At 45.1% G+C, this 19938-nt stretch carries 17 protein-coding genes and 1 riboswitch; all 17 genes read left to right on the top strand.

Annotated features, from left to right (window positions below; all coding sequences use genetic code 11):
- Positions 1-147 precede the first annotated feature (147 nt).
- A riboswitch (purine riboswitch) is annotated at positions 148-251 on the top strand.
- A 168-nt stretch (positions 252-419) separates the two neighbouring features.
- The 17 genes from MHI25_RS29890 (at position 420) to MHI25_RS29810 (ending at position 19907) form a co-directional block, all read left to right on the top strand.
- Positions 420-1034 (top strand): xanthine phosphoribosyltransferase, encoded by a 615-nt coding sequence (locus tag MHI25_RS29890; protein ID WP_340395719.1) that lies wholly within the window; start codon positions 420-422, stop codon positions 1032-1034.
- The gene (locus MHI25_RS29885; RefSeq protein WP_076105084.1) at positions 1028-2347 is read left to right on the top strand and encodes a nucleobase:cation symporter-2 family protein; all 1320 of its coding nucleotides are present in this window, start codon (positions 1028-1030) and stop codon (positions 2345-2347) included. Before MHI25_RS29890 ends, MHI25_RS29885 begins: the two co-directional genes overlap by 7 nt.
- Positions 2348-2558: 211 nt before the next feature.
- Positions 2559-3857, top strand: coding sequence for an SLC13 family permease (locus MHI25_RS29880; RefSeq protein WP_340394735.1), 1299 nt, complete (start codon positions 2559-2561; stop codon positions 3855-3857).
- 33 nt (positions 3858-3890) lie between these two features.
- Positions 3891-5042 (top strand): glycerate kinase, encoded by a 1152-nt coding sequence (locus tag MHI25_RS29875; protein ID WP_076222377.1) that lies wholly within the window; start codon positions 3891-3893, stop codon positions 5040-5042.
- Between the two features lie 109 nt (positions 5043-5151).
- A complete protein-coding gene (locus MHI25_RS29870; protein ID WP_076181893.1) occupies positions 5152-6186 on the top strand; it encodes a sugar diacid recognition domain-containing protein in 1035 nt (344 codons plus the stop codon).
- Between the two features lie 92 nt (positions 6187-6278).
- The gene (locus MHI25_RS29865; protein WP_254847722.1) at positions 6279-7634 is read left to right on the top strand and encodes an MFS transporter; all 1356 of its coding nucleotides are present in this window, start codon (positions 6279-6281) and stop codon (positions 7632-7634) included.
- 67 nt (positions 7635-7701) lie between these two features.
- Positions 7702-7920, top strand: a complete 219-nt coding sequence (locus MHI25_RS29860; protein WP_036682196.1) for a hypothetical protein — start codon at positions 7702-7704, stop codon at positions 7918-7920.
- 28 nt (positions 7921-7948) lie between these two features.
- Complete coding sequence (locus MHI25_RS29855; protein WP_076124098.1) at positions 7949-8638, top strand: hypothetical protein; 690 nt, start codon at positions 7949-7951, stop codon at positions 8636-8638.
- Complete coding sequence (locus MHI25_RS29850) at positions 8635-9837, top strand: glutathionylspermidine synthase family protein (protein WP_076181895.1); 1203 nt, start codon at positions 8635-8637, stop codon at positions 9835-9837. Before MHI25_RS29855 ends, MHI25_RS29850 begins: the two co-directional genes overlap by 4 nt.
- Positions 9838-9906: 69 nt before the next feature.
- Positions 9907-10500 carry a hypothetical protein gene (locus MHI25_RS29845; RefSeq protein ID WP_232061559.1) on the top strand — a complete coding sequence of 198 codons (594 nt, stop codon included), beginning with the start codon at positions 9907-9909 and terminating at the stop codon, positions 10498-10500.
- Positions 10497-10889: a DUF350 domain-containing protein gene (locus MHI25_RS29840; RefSeq protein ID WP_038573772.1), complete on the top strand. Its 393-nt coding sequence runs from the start codon at positions 10497-10499 to the stop codon at positions 10887-10889. Before MHI25_RS29845 ends, MHI25_RS29840 begins: the two co-directional genes overlap by 4 nt.
- Positions 10890-11006: 117 nt before the next feature.
- Positions 11007-11990: an ion channel gene (locus MHI25_RS29835; RefSeq protein WP_339281506.1), complete on the top strand. Its 984-nt coding sequence runs from the start codon at positions 11007-11009 to the stop codon at positions 11988-11990.
- 137 nt (positions 11991-12127) lie between these two features.
- Positions 12128-14173: a catalase gene (locus MHI25_RS29830; RefSeq protein WP_340394734.1), complete on the top strand. Its 2046-nt coding sequence runs from the start codon at positions 12128-12130 to the stop codon at positions 14171-14173.
- Positions 14174-14341: 168 nt separating this feature from the next.
- Positions 14342-15496: a glycosyl hydrolase family 8 gene (locus tag MHI25_RS29825; protein ID WP_340394733.1), complete on the top strand. Its 1155-nt coding sequence runs from the start codon at positions 14342-14344 to the stop codon at positions 15494-15496.
- Positions 15497-15527: 31 nt separating this feature from the next.
- The gene (locus MHI25_RS29820; RefSeq protein WP_340394732.1) at positions 15528-17081 is read left to right on the top strand and encodes a hypothetical protein; all 1554 of its coding nucleotides are present in this window, start codon (positions 15528-15530) and stop codon (positions 17079-17081) included.
- The gene (locus MHI25_RS29815) at positions 17078-18628 is read left to right on the top strand and encodes a hypothetical protein (RefSeq protein WP_340394731.1); all 1551 of its coding nucleotides are present in this window, start codon (positions 17078-17080) and stop codon (positions 18626-18628) included. Before MHI25_RS29820 ends, MHI25_RS29815 begins: the two co-directional genes overlap by 4 nt.
- Before the next feature lie 28 nt (positions 18629-18656).
- Positions 18657-19907 carry a glycosyltransferase family 2 protein gene (locus MHI25_RS29810; protein ID WP_036682179.1) on the top strand — a complete coding sequence of 417 codons (1251 nt, stop codon included), beginning with the start codon at positions 18657-18659 and terminating at the stop codon, positions 19905-19907.
- The last annotated feature ends 31 nt before the right edge of the window (positions 19908-19938 follow it).

Genomic DNA, 19938 nt, shown 5'->3' with positions numbered 1-19938 from the left:
TAAACAATTGAATTTCGTGAAAATAACCTGAAAATGGCATGCAAATTGCTTAAAATTTTGCTTGTAAGCACCAGACAGAGCGTGTAAGATATACAAGGTATTCATATCGAACATTTATAAAAATATAAGTTTCACATTATACATTATCCTTATATTTGCTTGTTAACTCATATAATCTTGGGAATATGGCCCATAAGTTTCTACCGGATAACCAATGTAATTATCCGACTATGAGTGAAATAGCGCATCTAGGGTTCCGCTTCCTGACTATGGAAGGACTGGACCGAGCGATGCGGACACTATGCAGTGTTACACCACTAAGGGACAAAAACCCAGAAGGACAAATTCACTTGAGAGAAACGACTCAAGGGATTTGTCCTTTTTTTGTTTTTAATTCAGAAGGAGAGATCAAGTTTACTATGAAGGTACTTCAAGAGCGCATCAGACAAGAGGGTCTTATTTTATCAGATACGGTACTAAAGGTAGATTCATTTCTGAATCATCAGGTGGATACGGAGCTTGCCTTACAAATTGGACAGGAGTTCAAGCGGTTGTTCGGACATTTGCCTATCACTAAAATCATCACTATTGAAGCGAGTGGCATTCAATTTGCCATGGCTACGGCCATCGCCTTAGGCGTACCGTTTGTATATGCGAAGAAAAAGAAAGCAGTGACCTTATCTGAAGCGGTCTATTCCGCGCCGGTACATTCTTTTACACGCAAAGAGGATTATATGGTTAGTGTCTCGCAAAAATATATCGGACCAAACGATAAGGTACTTATTGTAGATGACTTTTTGGCTACTGGTGCTGCTCTTGTTGGACTGGTTGATATCGTGAAAGAGGCTGGCGCTGAGCTCCTTGGCGTTGGTTGTGTGATTGAAAAATGCTTCCAAGAAGGCCGGAGTCTACTCGAGGATAGAGGGATAGAAGTCCATGCCTTAGCCCGGATCACATCTATGTCACCAGGTGAAATTCACTTCATTGATAATGAAAGTTCAAAAGAGCCAATCAAGGAGAGTGCGAGATGTTAAGCAAGAAAAAAGTATTTGCGTTAGGATTTCAGCATGTACTGGCGATGTATGCCGGAGCAGTTGTTGTTCCGCTGATCGTAGGGAACGCGTTGAACCTGAATGCCACCCAAATGGCCTATCTTATCGCAGCTGATTTGTTTACTTGCGGGTTAGCTACTTTGCTGCAGATTATGGGCACTAAGTATTTTGGCAGCAGGCTGCCGGTTATTCTTGGATGTACCTTTACGGCAGTAGGGCCGATTATCGCTATCGGCAGTGCCAACAATTTGGCGACGGTGTACGGAGCAATTATTTTATCTGGTTTATTCGTGGTACTGGCGGCCCCCCTTTATGGGAAGCTACTGAGGTTTTTCCCAACGATAGTAACGGGCTCAGTCGTGACCATTATTGGGTTATCTCTTATTCCTGTAGCTATGAATAGCGTAGCTGGCGGAGAAGGCAGTGCTGATTTTGGGAATCCCCGCAATTTGTTGCTTGCACTGATCACGCTGCTGGTCATTTTAGCGGTTAACCGTTTTACTACAGGATTTCTTCGCTCGGTCTCTGTCTTGATAGGTCTTTTAGTGGGTACAATTATTGCTTATGGAATGGGCATTGTTAGTTTCTCTACAGTAGGTGAAGCCTCTTGGGTAAGTGTTGCACAGCCTTTCTACTTCGGATGGCCTCAGTTCAATCTTACGGCTATTTTCACTATGATCATTGTTAATATTGTTAGTATGGTGGAGTCCACAGGTGTTTACTTTGCGATTGGTAAAGTGACGGATCAGAAAGTGGAACAAAAGCAGATCGTAAACGGGCTGCGTTCAGAAGGTTTGGCGATTATGCTGGGCGGGATCTTTAATGCATTTCCGTACACAGCATTTTCGCAAAATGTAGGTCTGGTCTCGCTGACTCGGGTCAAAACTCGGAATGTTATTTTTGCAGCCGGCGGGATTATGGTTGTGCTTGGACTCCTGCCTAAATTGGCGGCTCTGACAACGGTTATTCCCAATGCCGTACTGGGCGGAGCGATGATCGTGATGTTCGGATCGGTTGCTGTTTCCGGGATGTCGATTCTGTCAGAGGTAGATCTTCGCAAGGATGGTAATCTGCTGATTGCCGCTTGTAGTATCGCTGTTGGATTGGGTTCGGCAACTGTACCTGCGATGTTCGATCAATTGCCTGAATTCGCTCGGATGCTGCTGCAAAACGGTATCGTCTCTGGTTCCCTTACAGCGATTGTGCTGAATATCTTCCTCTCCAAGACAAAGGATAATGTTCTGGCAGAAGATCCTGCTGCCCCTATTCTAACGAAAGAAACTCAAGTTTCTTAATACGTCTAATTCATGTTAAAAGACCAAGCTCTGGTGTGCTGAAACCTAAGCTTGGTCTTTTTCTCATGCTCAGAGCTTGTGCATATGCACAAAAAAATAGGTTGTCCCGTCAATATTATTGGGTTTGTAAGCGCAGTATACTCAGTTTAGAAAGCGTTATCAAATTACACACTGTATAGTGTCAAATTCTTATACTAGGGGGCAACTAGAGATGGAAGGCACAGTAATTAACTGGATGGGTGCGATTGCGGGATTGATTCTGGCCGTCGTATTGATTTTCAAAAAGGTTAACCCGGTCTACGCACTTTTTTTAGGCGCGATTGCCGGAGGAATATTAGGCGGGGCATCCATTGCAGAGACAGTACAATATGTCATCGACGGAACGAATAGTGTTATGGGTGCAGTTGTACGTGTTCTCGCAGCTGGTGTGCTGGCCGGGGTATTGATTGAATCAGGGGCAGCCGAACGAATGGCCGAGACCATAGTAGATAAGCTTGGCGAAAAGAAAGCGTTATTATCTATAGCGCTGGCAACTATGATTATTACAGCGGTAGGCGTATTCATCACAGTCGCTATCATTATTGTCGCTCCAATCGCTTTGTCCGTAGGTAAGAAGATCAGCATTTCCAAAACCGCTTTGCTGCTCGCACTGGTCGGTGGCGGTAAAGCCGGTAACATTATTTCACCGAACCCGAACACCATTGCCGTAGCTAAAGGCTTTGATGTAGATTTGGCTCAGGTCATGATTCATGGATTCATCCCAGCCATTGCGGGTCTGATTGTCACTGTTATTATTGCTAATCTGCTGGTCAACAAAGGTGTGAAAATTGCAGAGGGCGACGTTGTAACTAAAGAGGAAGACAGTACTAAGGTTAAACCTAGCTTTGGCCGTGCCATCGTCGCTCCAGTTGTCGCTATTTTACTTCTAGCCATTAACCCAATCGGAAATATTCTAAATATTGAATTGCTGAAATCATTTAAAGTCGATTCTATGATCATCTTGCCTCTTGCCGGCATTATTGGATTGATTGCTATGAAACAAACGAAGAACATCATTTCTTTTACAACCTCAGGGTTAAATAAAATGACAGGTACAGCCATTATCCTGATTGGTGCTGGTGCTATCGCTGGTATTATCTCGAAATCGGATTTGAGTGCTACTGTTGTAGATGCAATAACGGCTATGGGGATTTCCGGAACGTTCCTTGCGCCAATTGCAGGGATCCTGATGGCGGCTGCTACAGCATCAACCTCTACGGCTTCTATCGTGGCTGCCGGATCATTTGGTCCCGCTATTCTTTCGATGGGCACAGCGCCGCTAAATGCAGCAATTATGGTGCACACCGGGGCTACAGTCATTGACCATCTGCCACACGGTAACTTCTTCCACGTGACCGCTGATTCCGTTAAGATGAACATTAAGGACCGGATGTCACTGATTCCTTATGAAAGTCTCGTGGGTCTGACGATGGCTATCGTCGCCACTATATTATACGGCTTCATCCTATAATTTATATTTGCAACTAGAAGGGACGGATATTCTATGAATAAAGACTTTGTCATCGTATTGGCACCGGATTCTTTCAAGGAAAGCATGACAGCCAAAGAAGCTTGTGAAGCCATGGAAAAAGGCATTCATAAAGTAAATTCTAATATTACTTGTATTCATGTACCCATGGCAGATGGCGGCGAAGGAACGATGCAGTCCTTGGTCGATGCAACGGAAGGTACAGTATATATAACAAAAGTTAAAGGGCCACTGGGCAATGAAGTTAGCGCATCCTACGGAATCACAGGAGACGGGCTGACAGGGGTGCTGGAAATGGCTAGTGCGAGTGGTATTCAGCTGGTATCCCCTGAGACACGTAACCCGTTGATTACAACCACCTACGGGACAGGACAATTAATCAAAGCATGTCTGGATCGTGGGGTCAGCAAGCTGCTGATCGGTATCGGTGGCAGTGCCACCAATGACGGAGGCGCCGGGATGGTGCAGGCATTAGGCGGCAGGCTGCTGGATGCCGAAGGCAATGAGCTGTTGTTTGGTGGTGGTGAGCTCGGCAGATTAGCCCGTATTGATCTGAGTGGATTTGACCCTCGCCTTAAGGAAGTACAGGTTGAAGTGGCTTGCGACGTTACGAATCCATTATGTGGTCCGACCGGGGCTTCCAATGTATTTGGTCCGCAAAAAGGGGCTACTTCGGATATGATCAAACAGCTGGACAGCAATCTGCATCATTATGCGAGTGTCATCAAAGAGCAATTGGGTTTCGATATTATAGATATGCCTGGTGCTGGTGCAGCGGGTGGCCTTGGGGCAGGACTGGTGGTGTTCTTAAACGGAATATTAAAAAAAGGCATTGAGCTTGTGATCGACTATACTGGACTTGAAGAAAAAGTGCAGCAGGCGGACATGGTGTGGACCGGGGAAGGAAGCATCGATTTCCAGACCCAATATGGCAAGACTCCGCTTGGCGTTGCTGAGGTAGCTAAGAAATATAATAAACCTGTGCTGGCTTTTGCGGGACGGATCGGCGATCAGACGGAAGTGTTGTATGATAAAGGGATCGATGCTATTTTTGGGATCATGCCAGGTGCAGCTTCATTGGAGGATGCCTTGAATAAAGGCCAAGAGAATCTGGAAAGAACGGCTGAGAATGTGGCTAGGTTAGTCATGCTGAACCAAGGAAGCTGATTGAATTATACAAAGTGATAGAGGGGCTGACTGAACGGAGTCAGCCCCTTTTTTCTTTTTTAAGGTAGAAGCTTTCTGAGTAGAATATAAAGGAACAGGAGGTACAGACATGAAGATATCGAAATCACTCGCAGGACAAATAGCACAAGAAATGATGAGCGTAGTTCCGTATAACATTAATGTTATGGATGAGAGCGGCTTTATTGTAGGAAGCGGAGATCTCAAACGGGTCGGAACCTTACATGAGGGAGCGAGAATAGCCATTCAAAGTGGGCATGTCTTTGAAGTGTACGAGGATGGCAGCGGCATGAAGCCGGGGGTGAATGAACCCATTATTATAGATCATAAAGTTTTGGGTGTGGTAGGTATTACGGGACATCCAGATGAGGTTAGGCCGTTTAGTAAGCTGGTCAGAGTCACTACTATATTACTTATTGAGCAGGAAGCAAGGAACAAGCTGGAACAGGATGAGCGAGTAAAACGTGTGAAATTTTATCATGAATTGTCTTATCGTAAAGAAGCATATGATCTTGAGTTTCTGGAACGGGCGGGCAGCTATGGGCTTGATCTTAAGAAAAAATGCTGGGCGATCCTAGTGGAAGGCGATGTGAACGGAAAAGAATTCAAAAATGTATTTAGGTCCTATCCACATTACTGGAATTTGGAGAATGATAAGGCGGTTTTTTTTATAACGGATGTTTTTCTTTATAAAGAGCTCATAGGAAAACTAAATTCATGTGCGAATGTGGGGCGAATAGGTTCTGGCGAAGCAGAGGAGTTAGCTGCTTATTCACTTGAACAGGCCCAGGCGGCGATTAGTGTTGGTAGTAGAGTCGACCCGCTCAAGATACTGTACACTTATGAAGAACTAAGATTCTTAATTCATCTCTCCTATGACGGGGCAGAACGGCCCGGGACGATTTATGCTCTACTGGATCAGTCGGGCGATAAGACAGGCCTGATTGAAACACTGCAAGTATTTATTGCTGAGAATGGGGACCATAATCGTACTGTACAGAAGCTGAATATTCACCGAAATACACTGAACTACCGGCTTAATCGCATTCATACATTAACGGGCAAAAATCCACGCAACTACATGGAGTTGTTTGAATTGTTGTGCGGATTGATGTGGCGTAAGTAGTCTAAATCCCCCTATTCCAATTGCCATCCTGATTTTATAGGCATAAACTTAGATAAGCTTGTATAGATAAATTAGGACAGGGATGGATAGGAATGAATGAGAAAGTAGTAATGAATGATAAAGTAGTCATGCCATTATGGACCATGTGCCTTTTTATCGTAGTGATGAACACAACGATGTTTAATGTATCACTTCCAACCATTATTCAGGATCTCCAAATTTCTGCTGATCTAGGTTCATGGGTAATTTCGAGCTATTCGATTGGATATGCTTTATCGACGGTTATTTATAGCCGCTTATCAGACGTGGTGCCGATTCGGAGACTTTTGACCGTTGGCTTAATTACTCTCGGGTTGGCCTCAGTGTTTGGATTATTTGCGCATGACTTTAATACATTATTGATAACGAGAATAGTACAATCTGCTGGCGCGGGTGCGATGGCTGGATTGGGTCTCGTACTGGCTAGCCGTTATGTGCCTATTGAAAGACGTGGTGCGGCTATCGCCATGATCTCCGCAGGGAGTGCAATGGCCTTTGGTTTGGGCCCGATTTTTGGTGGTGTCATCAGTCAGTATTTTGGCTGGAACGGGTTATTCGGAATTACTTGCCTTGTGCTTGTTGTATTGCCAGTACTGCTGCGGTTATTACCTAAGGAACAGCCGCAGCCTGCAAGCTTTGACGTTATTGGGGCGGCGCTGACCGTTGTAAATGCAGCAAGTCTGCTGGTAGCAGTAACCACCCAATCTCTGGTATGGTTGGCAGTGGGCGTAGTGTCTATTATCGTGCACGCTTGGTATTTGAAGAAGGCGAAGGAATCCTTTATTAACCCGCAGCTGCTAAAAATGCCGGGATACTTGAAGCTAGTTACCATAGGCTTTTGTATTCTGGTGCTGAACTTGGGGAATTTGTTCCTGATGCCGCTTGTGCTCGCTAATCTGTTTGGTAAATCCGCGTTGATGATTGGTTTGTTTATCGCACCAGGTGCGTTATTATCCGCATTTCTTACCCGTTTTGTTGGACGTTTTATTGACCGGTATGGCAACTTGCGCTTCTTAATCATAGGGCATTGTATTCTTGCCGCTGTTATGGCTGCATTTGCGCTGAACCTTTCTGTATCTCCTGTAGTTCTTCTGCTTGGTTATCTTTGCTTCTCTCCGGCCTTCTCGGCGACAATGGCATCCTTAAATAATGAAGCTTCTCGGGTTCTTCCGCGAACTTGGATTGGTTCAGGTATGGGGCTTTTACAACTGATTCAGTTCTTTGGAGGTTCTGTATCTGTTGCGGTCTGTGGGCTGTTGCTGCATGCTCAGCGTGATCTTGCGCCGGCAAAAGCCTATGAGCATGTATACGGACTGTTGCTCCTTGTCAGCTTGTGTTCGTTAGGAGTTCTCCTTTTATATAGACGTTCTTATTCCAAAAGTAATGCTGGGCAATCTATACAAGCTTAGAACTGAAACGAAAAGGTGATAAAAACGTATCAGATGCTATAGCAGATATAAGGAAGGAATGGTAATAATGGATAACGGGATGAGTGTAGTTTTAATCGAAAAAATGCCAGAAGGTGATCTACGAGTGATTGAAGAGCGTACGTGGAGCATGAATATGATAACTGCACTTGAACATGTCAATTATATAGTGGTGGGCAGTAAGGAATATGAGGCGGTTGAAGGACGACTGAATGTGGATGAAGGCAAGCTGGAGCTTTTGCTTGTTCCGATGCACACTGAGGGATAGAAGATCATCAGGGAAGGAGAACCTTACGATGGCTAAAGAAGAAAGGGATAAGGAATTGCCTGCATCAAAATTATTTACCGCAGATGGCAAACCCATCCGTGTATTATCAACATCGCTAGGCATAGCCTTATTAGCGAATGCTATGTTTATTCCTGGCGGAGCGGGAGCTAGCGCGAATACTTCTGCGGGCGAACCACAGCTAGTCTCTTGGTCTAATGAAGAGGTTAAAGCTTATTTTGATAAAAATGTGGATTGGAATATTCCCTACCCCGAAGAAGGTACGAAAGAGGTAGAGGAGCAAGGCCAAGGCGTAGTAACTTCAAACGGAACAACGGTAGTGAATAACTATGGCGGTTATCATTCAGGTTTTGGCTGGACGGATTTGCTTCTGTATCACATGTTGTTTAACAGCGGTGCCAATTACTCCTCCAGAGGATGGGCTAAGGACCGTCCTACCTATTATGGAGGCACGAGAACCACTTATAAACCACCTACTTATAGCAGCGAAAAGTTCCAGAATAAAAAGGTGCCCGGTTCTGTAGTGAAACCTAAAACCTCAACCTCATCCACGGGTTCCATCACGAGAAGAGGTTCCTCTTCAAAGAACGGAATCGGTGGCACTTCCAGTGGCTTAAACTCTTCGAAGAACTCTAAATCAAGCTCAGGCTCGAAATCTTCATCGAGATCTGGTTCCAGTAAGAGTGGTTTCGGCGGATGAGTGATCAGCAGAGCGTGTTTGAGATTCTAGATTTGTCTGATCTGGAGCGGGGCCCACGGGTACAAGCGCTGCATGAGCTTGGGTTCACTTGGGCAGATCTAGAGGAAGAAGAGTACTGGATGGATGCAATAGCTGTGATGCGCAGCGACATTTATAAAGAGCTTGAGGAAGCCTCCGCAAAGCTGTGGGCTATCCTCGATAAAGCGGTTCGGTATATACATCTAAAACGCGATTTGTATGAGCTGCTGGGCATTCCTCCTGTTCTTTGGGAGATGCTTGACGGGTTTCCTATTCCAGAAGAAGGTCTAATCAGTCGGTATGCAAGGTTCGATTTTGCGATAGCTAATGATGGAACCATCAAGCTTCTGGAACTGAATGCCGATACACCTACAGGTTATGTGGAGGCTTCCATAGCAACACCTTGGATCTGTGAACAGGCGGGTGTGACTAGTCCAAATCATGCGATGAAGGAACAACTTGCCGCAGCCTGGCAGATAGAACGACCAGATACCGCAGCTTGTGTTGCTTATGGCTCTCATCTTGAAGATTCGGGTACGATTGAAGCCTTGGCCAGACATAGCGGGCTTACTATTCAGTGTGTGGACTGTCTCGATCTGTGGGTCGATGAGGGCATTCTGAAGGACGGGGAGGACCGGGTGATAAAGCGGATGTTCGCCCTATATCCTAAAGAGTGGATGGCCGTCGATGAGGGTGGAGATGCACTTGCCTATGCTGTTGAACAGGGAAATCTTCAGCTTTTTAATGGACCACACAGTATCCTGTTGCAGTCTAAGGGATTGATTGCAGCTGTGTGGGGAATGTATGAGCTTGGCTTATTATTTGACAATGAAGAGCGTGAGGCGATCTCACGTTATATTTTGCCTACTTATAATAAGCCTGTGTTCTCTGGCAGCTTTGTGTCCAAATCTGTATTTGGCCGCGAAGGCGGTTCTGTACGTCTCTTTGACGATAGTGGAACTCTAGAAATTGAGGACGAAGAGGGTTATGATAGCAGTCAGCTTTTTCCCTCTGTATATCAAAAAAGAGCTGAACTAGCCCGAATACACACCGCCGAAGGTGAATTCCACCTACTGACAGGCATGTTCGTCATTAATGGGAAGCCGTGTGGGCTGCTCGGCCGGGCTGGCGGACTGATTACGGGCAATGCCAGTCATTTTATCGCGTTGGGAGTGAGATAGTTGGATAAAAGTAAGGCTATAAACAAGTCGTCTACCAGATTAGTAAAGGCCCGGATCGGGGCTTTATGTATGATGCTTCTAACGGTATTGCTGCTTAGTGCATGTTCCAGTAATCAGGGGAGTGTGTTTGATTCAGGCACTGCTGAAACTTCTGACAGTGTTGCACGGGTACCTTGGGATTACCGGGTTGTGGAGAGTACTGTAGGTGATCTAATTGGTAGCGATATGACGGTGTTGCCGGATAATGAGCTGCTGCCGAATGATGAGAATTATGCTACTGGCGATAAAATATGGACACTGCAGTTCATGGACGCTGAGCTGATCACAGATGCCGACCAACGCAATGAAGTCCGCCTCTCTTCCTGGACGACCATTAAATCGTATCCCGATGAAAAAACAGCAGTCGAGGATCTTACCAACCTTAAGGTATCGGTAACTACAGATGTTGATCTTGTAGGAGTATACAAGACAAAATATAATGAGAAGACAAGAAACTTTGCCGTCCTCGAGCTGCCTTCCGGCAACCGGATCAAGCAGCCGATAGACGATGAGCGTTATGCAGCATTAGAGAAAGAAAAGACCGCTTCCGTAGTCCTTGAGGAAGTACATGATTTCGCCGATTATGACTCGGCATATGCGAAATTTCGGGGGTGGGCAAAGTGACGATTGTTGTTAATTTAATAGTCAGTATATTTGTGATTATTCTTCTGCAATTGTTGGGTATGGTTATCTTTGGCTTGATGACCCCGTTCAAGGATATGGAAGAGCTGAAAAAAGGGAATGTGGCTGTAGCTCTAGCGCTTGGCGGCAAATTTCTCGCTACAGCAATTATCATTGGAGTAGCGGCGTATACGAATACCTCTATTCTGCATATGATCATTTGGTTTGCTGTCGGTTATGTGTGCCTCATCGCTGCTTACTGGATTTTTGAATTGGCGACCCCAAGCTTTAAAATTTCAGAACATCTGGAAAAAGGCAATGTGGCAGTAGGCACTATGCTCTGCTTGGTGTTTATCGGCACAGCATTTGCAGTCAGCAGTTTGATTGTTTAGTTCAAAAATTGCAGATGGACATGGATAAGGCTGCCCTCAGTAATAACCTCGAGAGGCAGCTTTATTAATGTGAGGAAGGGATGGCAGATGCATTTTTTTCTGAGAATATCCACCAGGATGATGCGTTTACGCAAACGGTCGATCGGTCTGATTATTTTGATCTTTATAATTCTTAGCGCATCGATAGCTTACCTGCTTGAACCGAGTACTTTCCACAACTGGTTTAATGCCTTCTATTGGGTTATGACAACGATGGCCACCGTTGGGTATGGGGATTATTTTGCCGAGACGGTAGTTGGTAAGCTATTCACCATGTTTCTATATATTTTTGGGATTGGTCTTCTCAGCTTGGTTATTGGCAAGGTCATTGACTCTATTGCAGAGGTGCAGAGAAGGAGAGGAGCAGGAACATTGAGCTTCCGGGGAAAGGATCATGTGATATTAATCAATTGGAGTAAAAAAGCGCAAGCTGCGGTAGATGAGGTGTTATGCTATTCACCTAAATGTCATATCGTCATCATTGATGAGATAGGACGGCATCCGCTGGAGCATATGGAACAGGTCCACTTTGTAAGCGGTGATGCTTCCAGCGATGAGATTCTCCTTAAAGCTAACATACACGAAGCCAGGGCAGCCATTGTGTTCGGAGACACACGGATTGATGAAGCATCGCTAATTGACGGGAAATCTCTGCTTATCGCCTCCAGCATTGAGCGCATAGCGCCACAAGTACATACTACCGTAGAAATTATGCAGGAGAAGAATATACAGAATTTCAGGCATGTTCAGGTCAATGAATTCGTTCTGTCGCATGATGCCATTTCTAGATTGGCTGTCCGATCCGCTCTGCAAGAGGGGAATTCAGAGGTGATTACGCAGCTGCTGAGCCGCCAGTATGGGGATGATATTTATGAGATTCCAGTGAATAGTGCATGGAAGACCTATGGGCAGGCGTTTCAGGAATTGCTCCTTCAAGGTGCAACTTTACTCTCGGATCGTAGTGACCTTAGCATCAATCGCAAGCTGGACCAGCCTATTCCTAAAGAGGCTAGATTATATATTGTTTCGGATGAAGAGACGTATCGGAGAATTAAAGGTTAGGTCAGTGATAAGCGAGTAAAGCGGATTTTCGGGAGAATGGCTTCTCGGAATTCCGCTTCTTTTTGTTTGCCGTTCCTTCCTTAAGGGTAAGAGATGAATATTATCGTTACTCTACCTTTCGGAAGGAGCCATTGTTAATGAGTGAACAGCAAAAAGTGAACGGAAATAGCAAAAATGAGCAACTGGAACAGTTTCGCAGTAAGGACGAAGGTCACGCTTTAACAACCAATCAGGGATTGAAAGTGTCCGAGGATGAGTTCTCCCTAAAAGCCGGTGACCGGGGGCCAACCTTGCTGGAGGATTTTCATTTTCGGGAAAAAATGACCCATTTCGATCACGAGCGGATTCCTGAGCGGATCGTGCATGCACGCGGATTTGCCGCCCACGGGGAGTTTGAAGTATATAAATCGTTGAAAGAATATACGAAGGCGAAATTCCTTCAAGATCCGTCCGTGAAGACCCCGGTGTTTGTCCGGTTCTCAACGGTAGCAGGATCACGGGGTTCAGCCGAAACTGTGCGGGATGCCCGGGGCTTCTCGACCAAATTTTATACCGAAGAAGGCAATTATGATTTGGTAGGCAATAATATGCCGGTCTTTTTTATACAGGATGCGATTAAGTTCCCTGATTTAGTGCATGCGCTTAAGCCGGAGCCGCATAATGAAATGCCTCAGGCAGCATCAGCCCATGATACCTTCTGGGATTTCATCGCCAATAATCAGGAATCGGCCCATATGGCGATGTGGCTGATGTCTGACCGCGCCATTCCGCGAAGCTTCCGGATGATGGAAGGGTTTGGAGTTCACACCTTCCGTCTGATCAATGAACAGGGGAAAGCGCATTTTGTTAAATTCCATTGGAAACCAGTACTTGGTGTACATTCTTTGGTGTGGGACGAAGCACAGAAAATATCTGGAGCGGACCCTGACTTTCACCGCCGTGATCTATGGGAATCGATTGAAGCCGGCAACTTTCCGGAATACGAGCTGGGCATTCAGCTTCTTAGTGAAGAAGACGAATTCAAGTTTGATTTCGATGTGCTGGACCCTACAAAGCTATGGCCAGAGGAAGACGTGCCCGTGCAGATCGTTGGGAAAATGACCTTGAACCGCAACGTGGATAATGTTTTTGCCGAAACGGAGCAGGTGGCTTTCCACCCTGGACATGTAGTGCCAGGGATTGATTTCACCAATGACCCGCTACTTCAGGGCAGATTGTTCTCTTATACGGATACCCAGCTGATTCGGCTTGGGGGTCCTAACTTTCATGAACTGCCGATTAATAGACCGGTGTGTCCTTTCCACAACAACCAGCGTGACGGATATGGGCGGCAGACGATTAATCAGGGCACTGTGAGTTATCATAATAATTCTCTGGCCCAAAATACGCCGAGACCTGTCCCAGAGGCAGAAGGCGGTTATGTGCATTATCAAGAAAAGGTTGAGGGCCGTAAGGTACGGAGCCGGAGTAAAAGCTTTGAGGATCATTTTTCACAAGCCAAGTTATTCTGGAATAGTATGAGCCCTCCGGAACAATTGCATATTATCGAAGCTTATTCTTTTGAGCTTGGAAAGGTTAAGAGTAAGTCGGTCCGACAGCAGGTCGTAAATATGCTTGCTAACATTACCTCCGAGCTTGCTGTACCTGTGGCAGAAGCCATTGGAGTAGCGGCTCCAGAAGTTGGCGGTTCCGAGGTTACTCAAGCTTCCCCTGCCTTAAGTCAGGCTAATACGAAAAAACATCCCAACACGCGGAAAGTAGGCGTGATTATCGGAGATGGTTTTGATGAAGCTGCGGTAATGCCTGTGTTGGAAACGCTTATGGGAGCTGGGATACAACCGGAGCTAATCAGTGATAAGCTTGGATTTATTAAAGGCTCAAGCGGCACAGAGCTTGAAGTCATCCATACCTTGTCCACTACAGATTCGGTGCTCTTCGATGCGATTTATGCGGCTGGTGGAAATGCGGAACGCAAGAAATTCCATAAAGATGCAGCGTTATTCCTCAACCAAGCCTATGCACATTTTAAACCTATCGCGATGAAGACAATACTTGCTGAGCTGCTTGCAACAGATGAACATAGAAGCAGTCCGGGAGTCATAATAGGCGATGGTGGGGAAGTTTTTGCGGCTAGCTTCGTTGCAGCCATTACTGCCCATCGTTTTTGGGAACGTATGGAATAAAGTAAGTAGATGACAGAAAAAGGAGGATCTGCTCGTCAGAAGGCGTGTGGATGCCTCTTTTTTCATCTAATGGTTTCATAAATTTAACATTTGGATTAAGGATGTGATGTATATTACCGTTATAGATAATACTAGGCAATATAAGCAGATGCTTAGGGAGGTGGTTTTTTGAGGAAAGAGATAGCTGTTGCTGTAGTGGTACTTACAGGTTTTACAGCATTAACAGCATGTGAGCAAACAGCAATACCGGCATCAACACCCTCGCCCTCCGCAAATGTTCATACAACAGAGCCACCGAATCCTACGGGTTCGGCTAATAATGATATGGGGGACCCTTCACAGGAATTGGATGCTTTAGAGCAATTTATTGTTACGAAGCTTACCGGCTCGTCCGGTGTTTATACGAATTTAATTGAAACAGAGCAATCCGGGGAAGCAGCAAGCGGCCATGAGATTCTAAGTGAGTCTGCCTCTCTTAGAATGCTGGCAGCCGTACGGAGTGGTGAGAAAGAGCGATTTGCAGAAGAATGGGCGCTGGCTAAGCAAACCTTTGATATGAAGGGTGGTTTTAGCTACCGATATAGCCCTAAACAGCAGAAATTATATCCTGTGAATGCTGCCGTTGATGACTTACGTATCATTCGTGCGCTTTATGAAGCGGGGGATACGTTTAGAGATAAACAATATACAGAAGAAGCGGCTAAGTATGGTGAGAGGTTTTATAACTATAATGTAAAAAATGGATATATGTATGACTTCTATGATGAAAATTACAAAAAAACCAACACATTCGTTACTTTATGTTATATTGATTTAGGTACAATGCAAAAATTGTCGGTTTCTGGAGAATCTCGTGACTTTTTGTTGAATAATATGAGCGTTATTCTGAAAGATGGCTATTTATCAGATGAGTTTCCCTTCTATGAAACAAGGTTTAATTATGAGAGTGGAACCTATAGTTCGGAGAATATCAATACAGTAGAATCGCTACTGTCCATTCTGGCTTTGGCAGAGGTAGACCAGCAGAAATCCTCCAGCATTAATTTTATCAAGCAGCAGGTCGAAGCTGGCACATTATATGGACAATATTCGCGTGAGGGAAAGCCGCTTAACGATATTCGCTCCACAGCCATTTACGCCATTACGGCTATGATTGGTGCCGAGACCGGAGACGATGCACTCTATCGCAAAAGCATTGAAAGAATGAACGAGTTCAGAATAACCGATGCCGGCAGCTCACTGTATGGTGGCTTCGGCGATGTAGCTAGTGGCCAAGCCTATTCCTTTGACAATCTGATGGCAGCATTGGCCTATGTCTATTAATTTAAACCTATAGTAACGAAGGTGAATCTGCATGATAAACAACACGGTGAAATCACCTCTGAGGCAGGGGATGACACTCGCTAACCTACCGTTGCCATTGTCCCCGGCTTTTATCACTGCTTTTGGAGTGTTGCTTATAACCATCATCGCCTTATTTACCGCCCCGTATGTCGGAATGGCGGATAATGGTGATTTTTTTCGCAGCATCTATAGTAACGGAATTTATTTCAATCTGCCGGATTATGACGAGCAATACTTTGGTTATTTTGTAAAGCAATATGGAATCTTTCAATATTTTAATGAGAATGGCGCGACATTATTTTCTTCACAGTCCCTATTTATTCAGCTGGCCATTGGACTTAATAAGCTGTTTTTTAGCAGCGAGGTTTTCGATATCCGGTTTCAAGCAGTCATTTACACGATTTTATATGCTGCGGCGATCTACTTATTAATAGAGGCTATTACATGGGGGATGACCCGCAAGCAGGGATGGGTCACTGCAGGTATTGCTATTTTTATATTTGGAGATACCGGGTATACCGCTTATTTCAACTCCTTTTACGGCGAGAGCGTCGTGATGATCACGATGATTACTATGTTCGCAGCTTGGTTGTTGTTATATCAAAAAAGATACAATGACTATGTGCTGCTGGCCCTGTTCTTGATCAGTACGATCATCCTGACTACTTCCAAACAGCAAAATGCGCCAGTGGGTATAATCATTGCGGTTCTGGGGTGTTCAATCCTTTGGATTCGCAGGGATAAGATCTTTCGTATTCTGACCCTGGTTTCCCTTGCCTTGATCCTGTTCGCAGGTGTGTTCACTTATTTGAATATCTCGGATGAATTCGTGAATATTAACCAGTTCCATGCCATGACCCGAGGGGTGCTGAAGGATTCCTCCGATCCGGAGAAGGCATTGAAGTCATTCGATATTGATGAACAATATGCCATCTTGAAAAATAGCATTTACTACGAGAAATACGGAACTATTGATGTGAATTCACCAATCCTCCAAGAGAACTTTTACAGTCGTTACGGATTTGTTTCGATCCTTAAATACTATATATCGAATCCGGATCAGCTTAACTCGATTCTTAATGTAGCTGCTCAAAGTGCATTCTCGATTAAACCAGCGGCGATGGGCAATTACGAGCAATCCGTTGGGAAGGAATTTCGAGCACAGAGTCATTTTTTTACTGGATATAGTCAGCTGAAAAAAGCTTTAGCACCACGAACGATAGGTTTTATCTTCCTTTGGACAGTGCTTGTCATCGGTCTGTATATGCCTTCCTTTGTAACAGCCATTAAGGCACGCAATTTTAGAGGATTGCAGCGGATGGTATTGATTGTCGCTACGATAGGCATTGGTCTTTCAGGCATTTTTGTATCGATTATCGGTGCCGGTGATGCCGACATTTCCAAGCATGAATTCTTGTTCACTTTATCTTTTGATTTGGTGACCTTTTTGACAGTATCTAGTGTGATCGGACGCAGATTCTCCAAAAATCGCAAAAAGCCGGTTAACGAGAGCCCCACCATGTCTAGTCCATTTACAAAGCCTCAAAAGGATGTGAGTGTTTGAAGCGCAGAGGGATCTTATACTGTATATTGCTGCTGACGCTGAGTTTAACCATCCTATTGCTTCCCGCCACTCCTGTTCAATCTGCTGCATCGCCACAACAAGTCTTACTGCTCTATGACAGCCTTGCCAAGGGGACCTCTAAGGATGGAAATGTGACTGAACTTCAACGTCTGCTGGCAGCTTACTCGACAAAGGTTACACTTCGAAGCCTAGATCAATACGAGCAGGGGATGCTGAAAAATTACTCCAGAGTGATCATGGTCCGTAACGAAGCGGATATTTCGATCACGAATAAATCCTACATAGAGGATTGGGAGCATTATCAGGGGCAGTATTTGCATATCGGGTACAACCCACCCGCTAATCTAACGAAGGCGTTACAGCTAACCACTGATGTGATCTATGACGGGAGTGCTGAGCTCGAAATTGGACAGTTCTCCGGAATTCAAGCTAAGGTGCAGGATATGCCTTATATTGTAGCGAGTCAGGCGGTCAAATCCTTTGGGCAACTCTCTTTTGCGGAGGAGGGTCTGCAAGCACCGTACGCTGTGAGTAAGGGGAATGATACATATGCCCCATATTTTGAACAAGGGAATGCTAGTACGCTAGGGATGGCGTATGTTCTGAAGGATTGGCTCCATATCACTGCTGCTCCTAAAATGTACCTTGCGATCAAAGAAATCTATCCTTTCTCCGATCTGCGACTGCTGGCAGAAACGGGTGAGCGGCTGTATCAACTGGGGATTCCGTTTCTTGCAAGTGTGCGGCCTGTGTTCAGCAATACCGATTATCCGGCCATGCAGCGTTATTTAGTGGCCATGAAAAGCGTGCAATCCAACAATGGAAGCATTCTGGTCAATGCCCCAGTGGTGATGCCAACGATAAGCTCCAGTGACCATACGCTTAAAGGAAAGATGAATGATTTCATCAATCTGTTGGCCGAAAACGGGCTTGGGCCGCTTGGAGTCGGAGCGGAAATGCATTGGTCGTATGACAAAGAGTATTCAGAAGCGGGGATGAGCTTTTTTGATTCCGTGGTGTTATATCCGGATGAACAGATTGATTATATGGAGCAGAGCGACACCTCTAAATCCTTTCCATCCTCTTTATATAGCGTTCCGCTGGAATTTCTTCAGGCTTTGCCTACATCCAATAAAGTGATACCGCATTTGCCGATGGATACTGTAATCACCGTCGACATGCCCGAGGATGAGCGTCAGCTTGAAGAAATGCTGCAAAGTCTGGAACGGAATTGGGTTTCTTTTGCCGATTATAAGCAAGAAGAGCATCAGGTTGTTACTGATCAGAACACAATCTCCTCATTAGATGGAATGATTTCTATTAATGGACAACCTCTAAGCCTGGACTATACACCGGAAACAGTGGATAGCGATTATCGCTACACAGAGGAGCAGCAAAAGAGCTTCACCCGACTTTTTAATATTCAGAATCAATTTTTTATTGTTGTGATCATGATTTCTCTGCTGCTGTTTGGCGGATTGTTAATGATCGGATACCGGTTATATCGCAGAAAGTTTTTGAAATGAGACAACTAATCGTGATTTGGAGGGCCCTATGACGATTTCAGACGTGCTGATGGTGATTGCGGTGATCTGTATTTGGTCTCTGCTGCTGGTGAATGTGACCCTCATTATCGCGGGCTATCTATATTACATTAAATCCGAAAATGAGGATATACCAGAGATAGAGGGCGAATATCCTTTTGTTTCAATTATGGTTCCCGCTCACAATGAGGGGGTAGTGATTTGTAAGACGGTTGAATCTCTGCTGGCGCTGGATTATCCGCAAGATCGGTATGAGATTATTGTGATTAATGATAACTCCTCTGATAACAGTGCCGAGCTGCTTGCGGGCATACAATCCCGAAATCCGGGGCGTCAGCTGGTAGTCATTAATACGGATGCAGTTACAGGAGGCAAAGGCAAATCCAATGCCTTGAATATAGGCTTTACCAGCTGTAAAGGGGAGCTAATCGCCATTTATGATGCCGACAATACTCCGGAGAAAACAGCTTTGCGTTATCTGGTTGCTGAGATCATGCATGATTCCAGCCTCGGTGCGGTGATTGGGAAGTTCCGGACCCGTAATCGTGATGCAAGTTTACTGACCCGGTTCATTAATATTGAGACCTTATCCTTTCAATGGATGGCTCAAGCGGGACGCTGGAAGCTGTTCAAGCTTTGCACTATTCCGGGAACCAATTTCATTATGCGCAGGTCAATTGTGGAAAGCATCGGTGGTTGGGATGTTAAAGCGATAGCCGAGGATACAGAAATCAGCTTCCGGATTTATATGATGGGTTACCAAATCAAGTTCCAGCCGAAATCCGTCACGTGGGAGCAGGAACCACAGACCCTGAAGGTCTGGTTCAAGCAGCGAACCCGCTGGGCGAAGGGCAATATTTATGTCATTGTCAAAAATATTCCGCTGCTGTTCAATAAATCGGCCGCAAAGGTCCGGTTCGATATTCTTTATTTTCTATCCATTTACTTCTTACTGCTGCTGTCGTTAATCACCTCGGATGTGCTGCTGATCCTGCATGCTTTGGGTTATGTGCATACTACTATTGCAGGTCTTAGTAATTTCTTATGGCTGCTCGCTATTATTCTTTTCGTTGTGGGGACCTTCATCACGCTAACGACAGAAAAGGGCGAGATGAGCTTGTCCAATCTAGGGATTGTAATGTTGATGTATGTGTCTTATTGCCAGCTGTGGATGGTTGTCGCGGCTAACGGATTATATCTATATCTGAAAGACCTCATCTTCAAAAGAGAAGCCAAATGGTATAAGACGGAGCGCTACTAACGAGGCACCAAAAAGTCATATGAGAAAAATG

It is taken from the genome of Paenibacillus sp. FSL E2-0177, assembly GCF_037992975.1.
In the GTDB taxonomy this organism is placed as follows: Bacteria; Bacillota; Bacilli; order Paenibacillales; family Paenibacillaceae; genus Paenibacillus_AQ; species Paenibacillus_AQ odorifer.
This window is presented reverse-complemented; position numbering and strand designations above follow the sequence as displayed.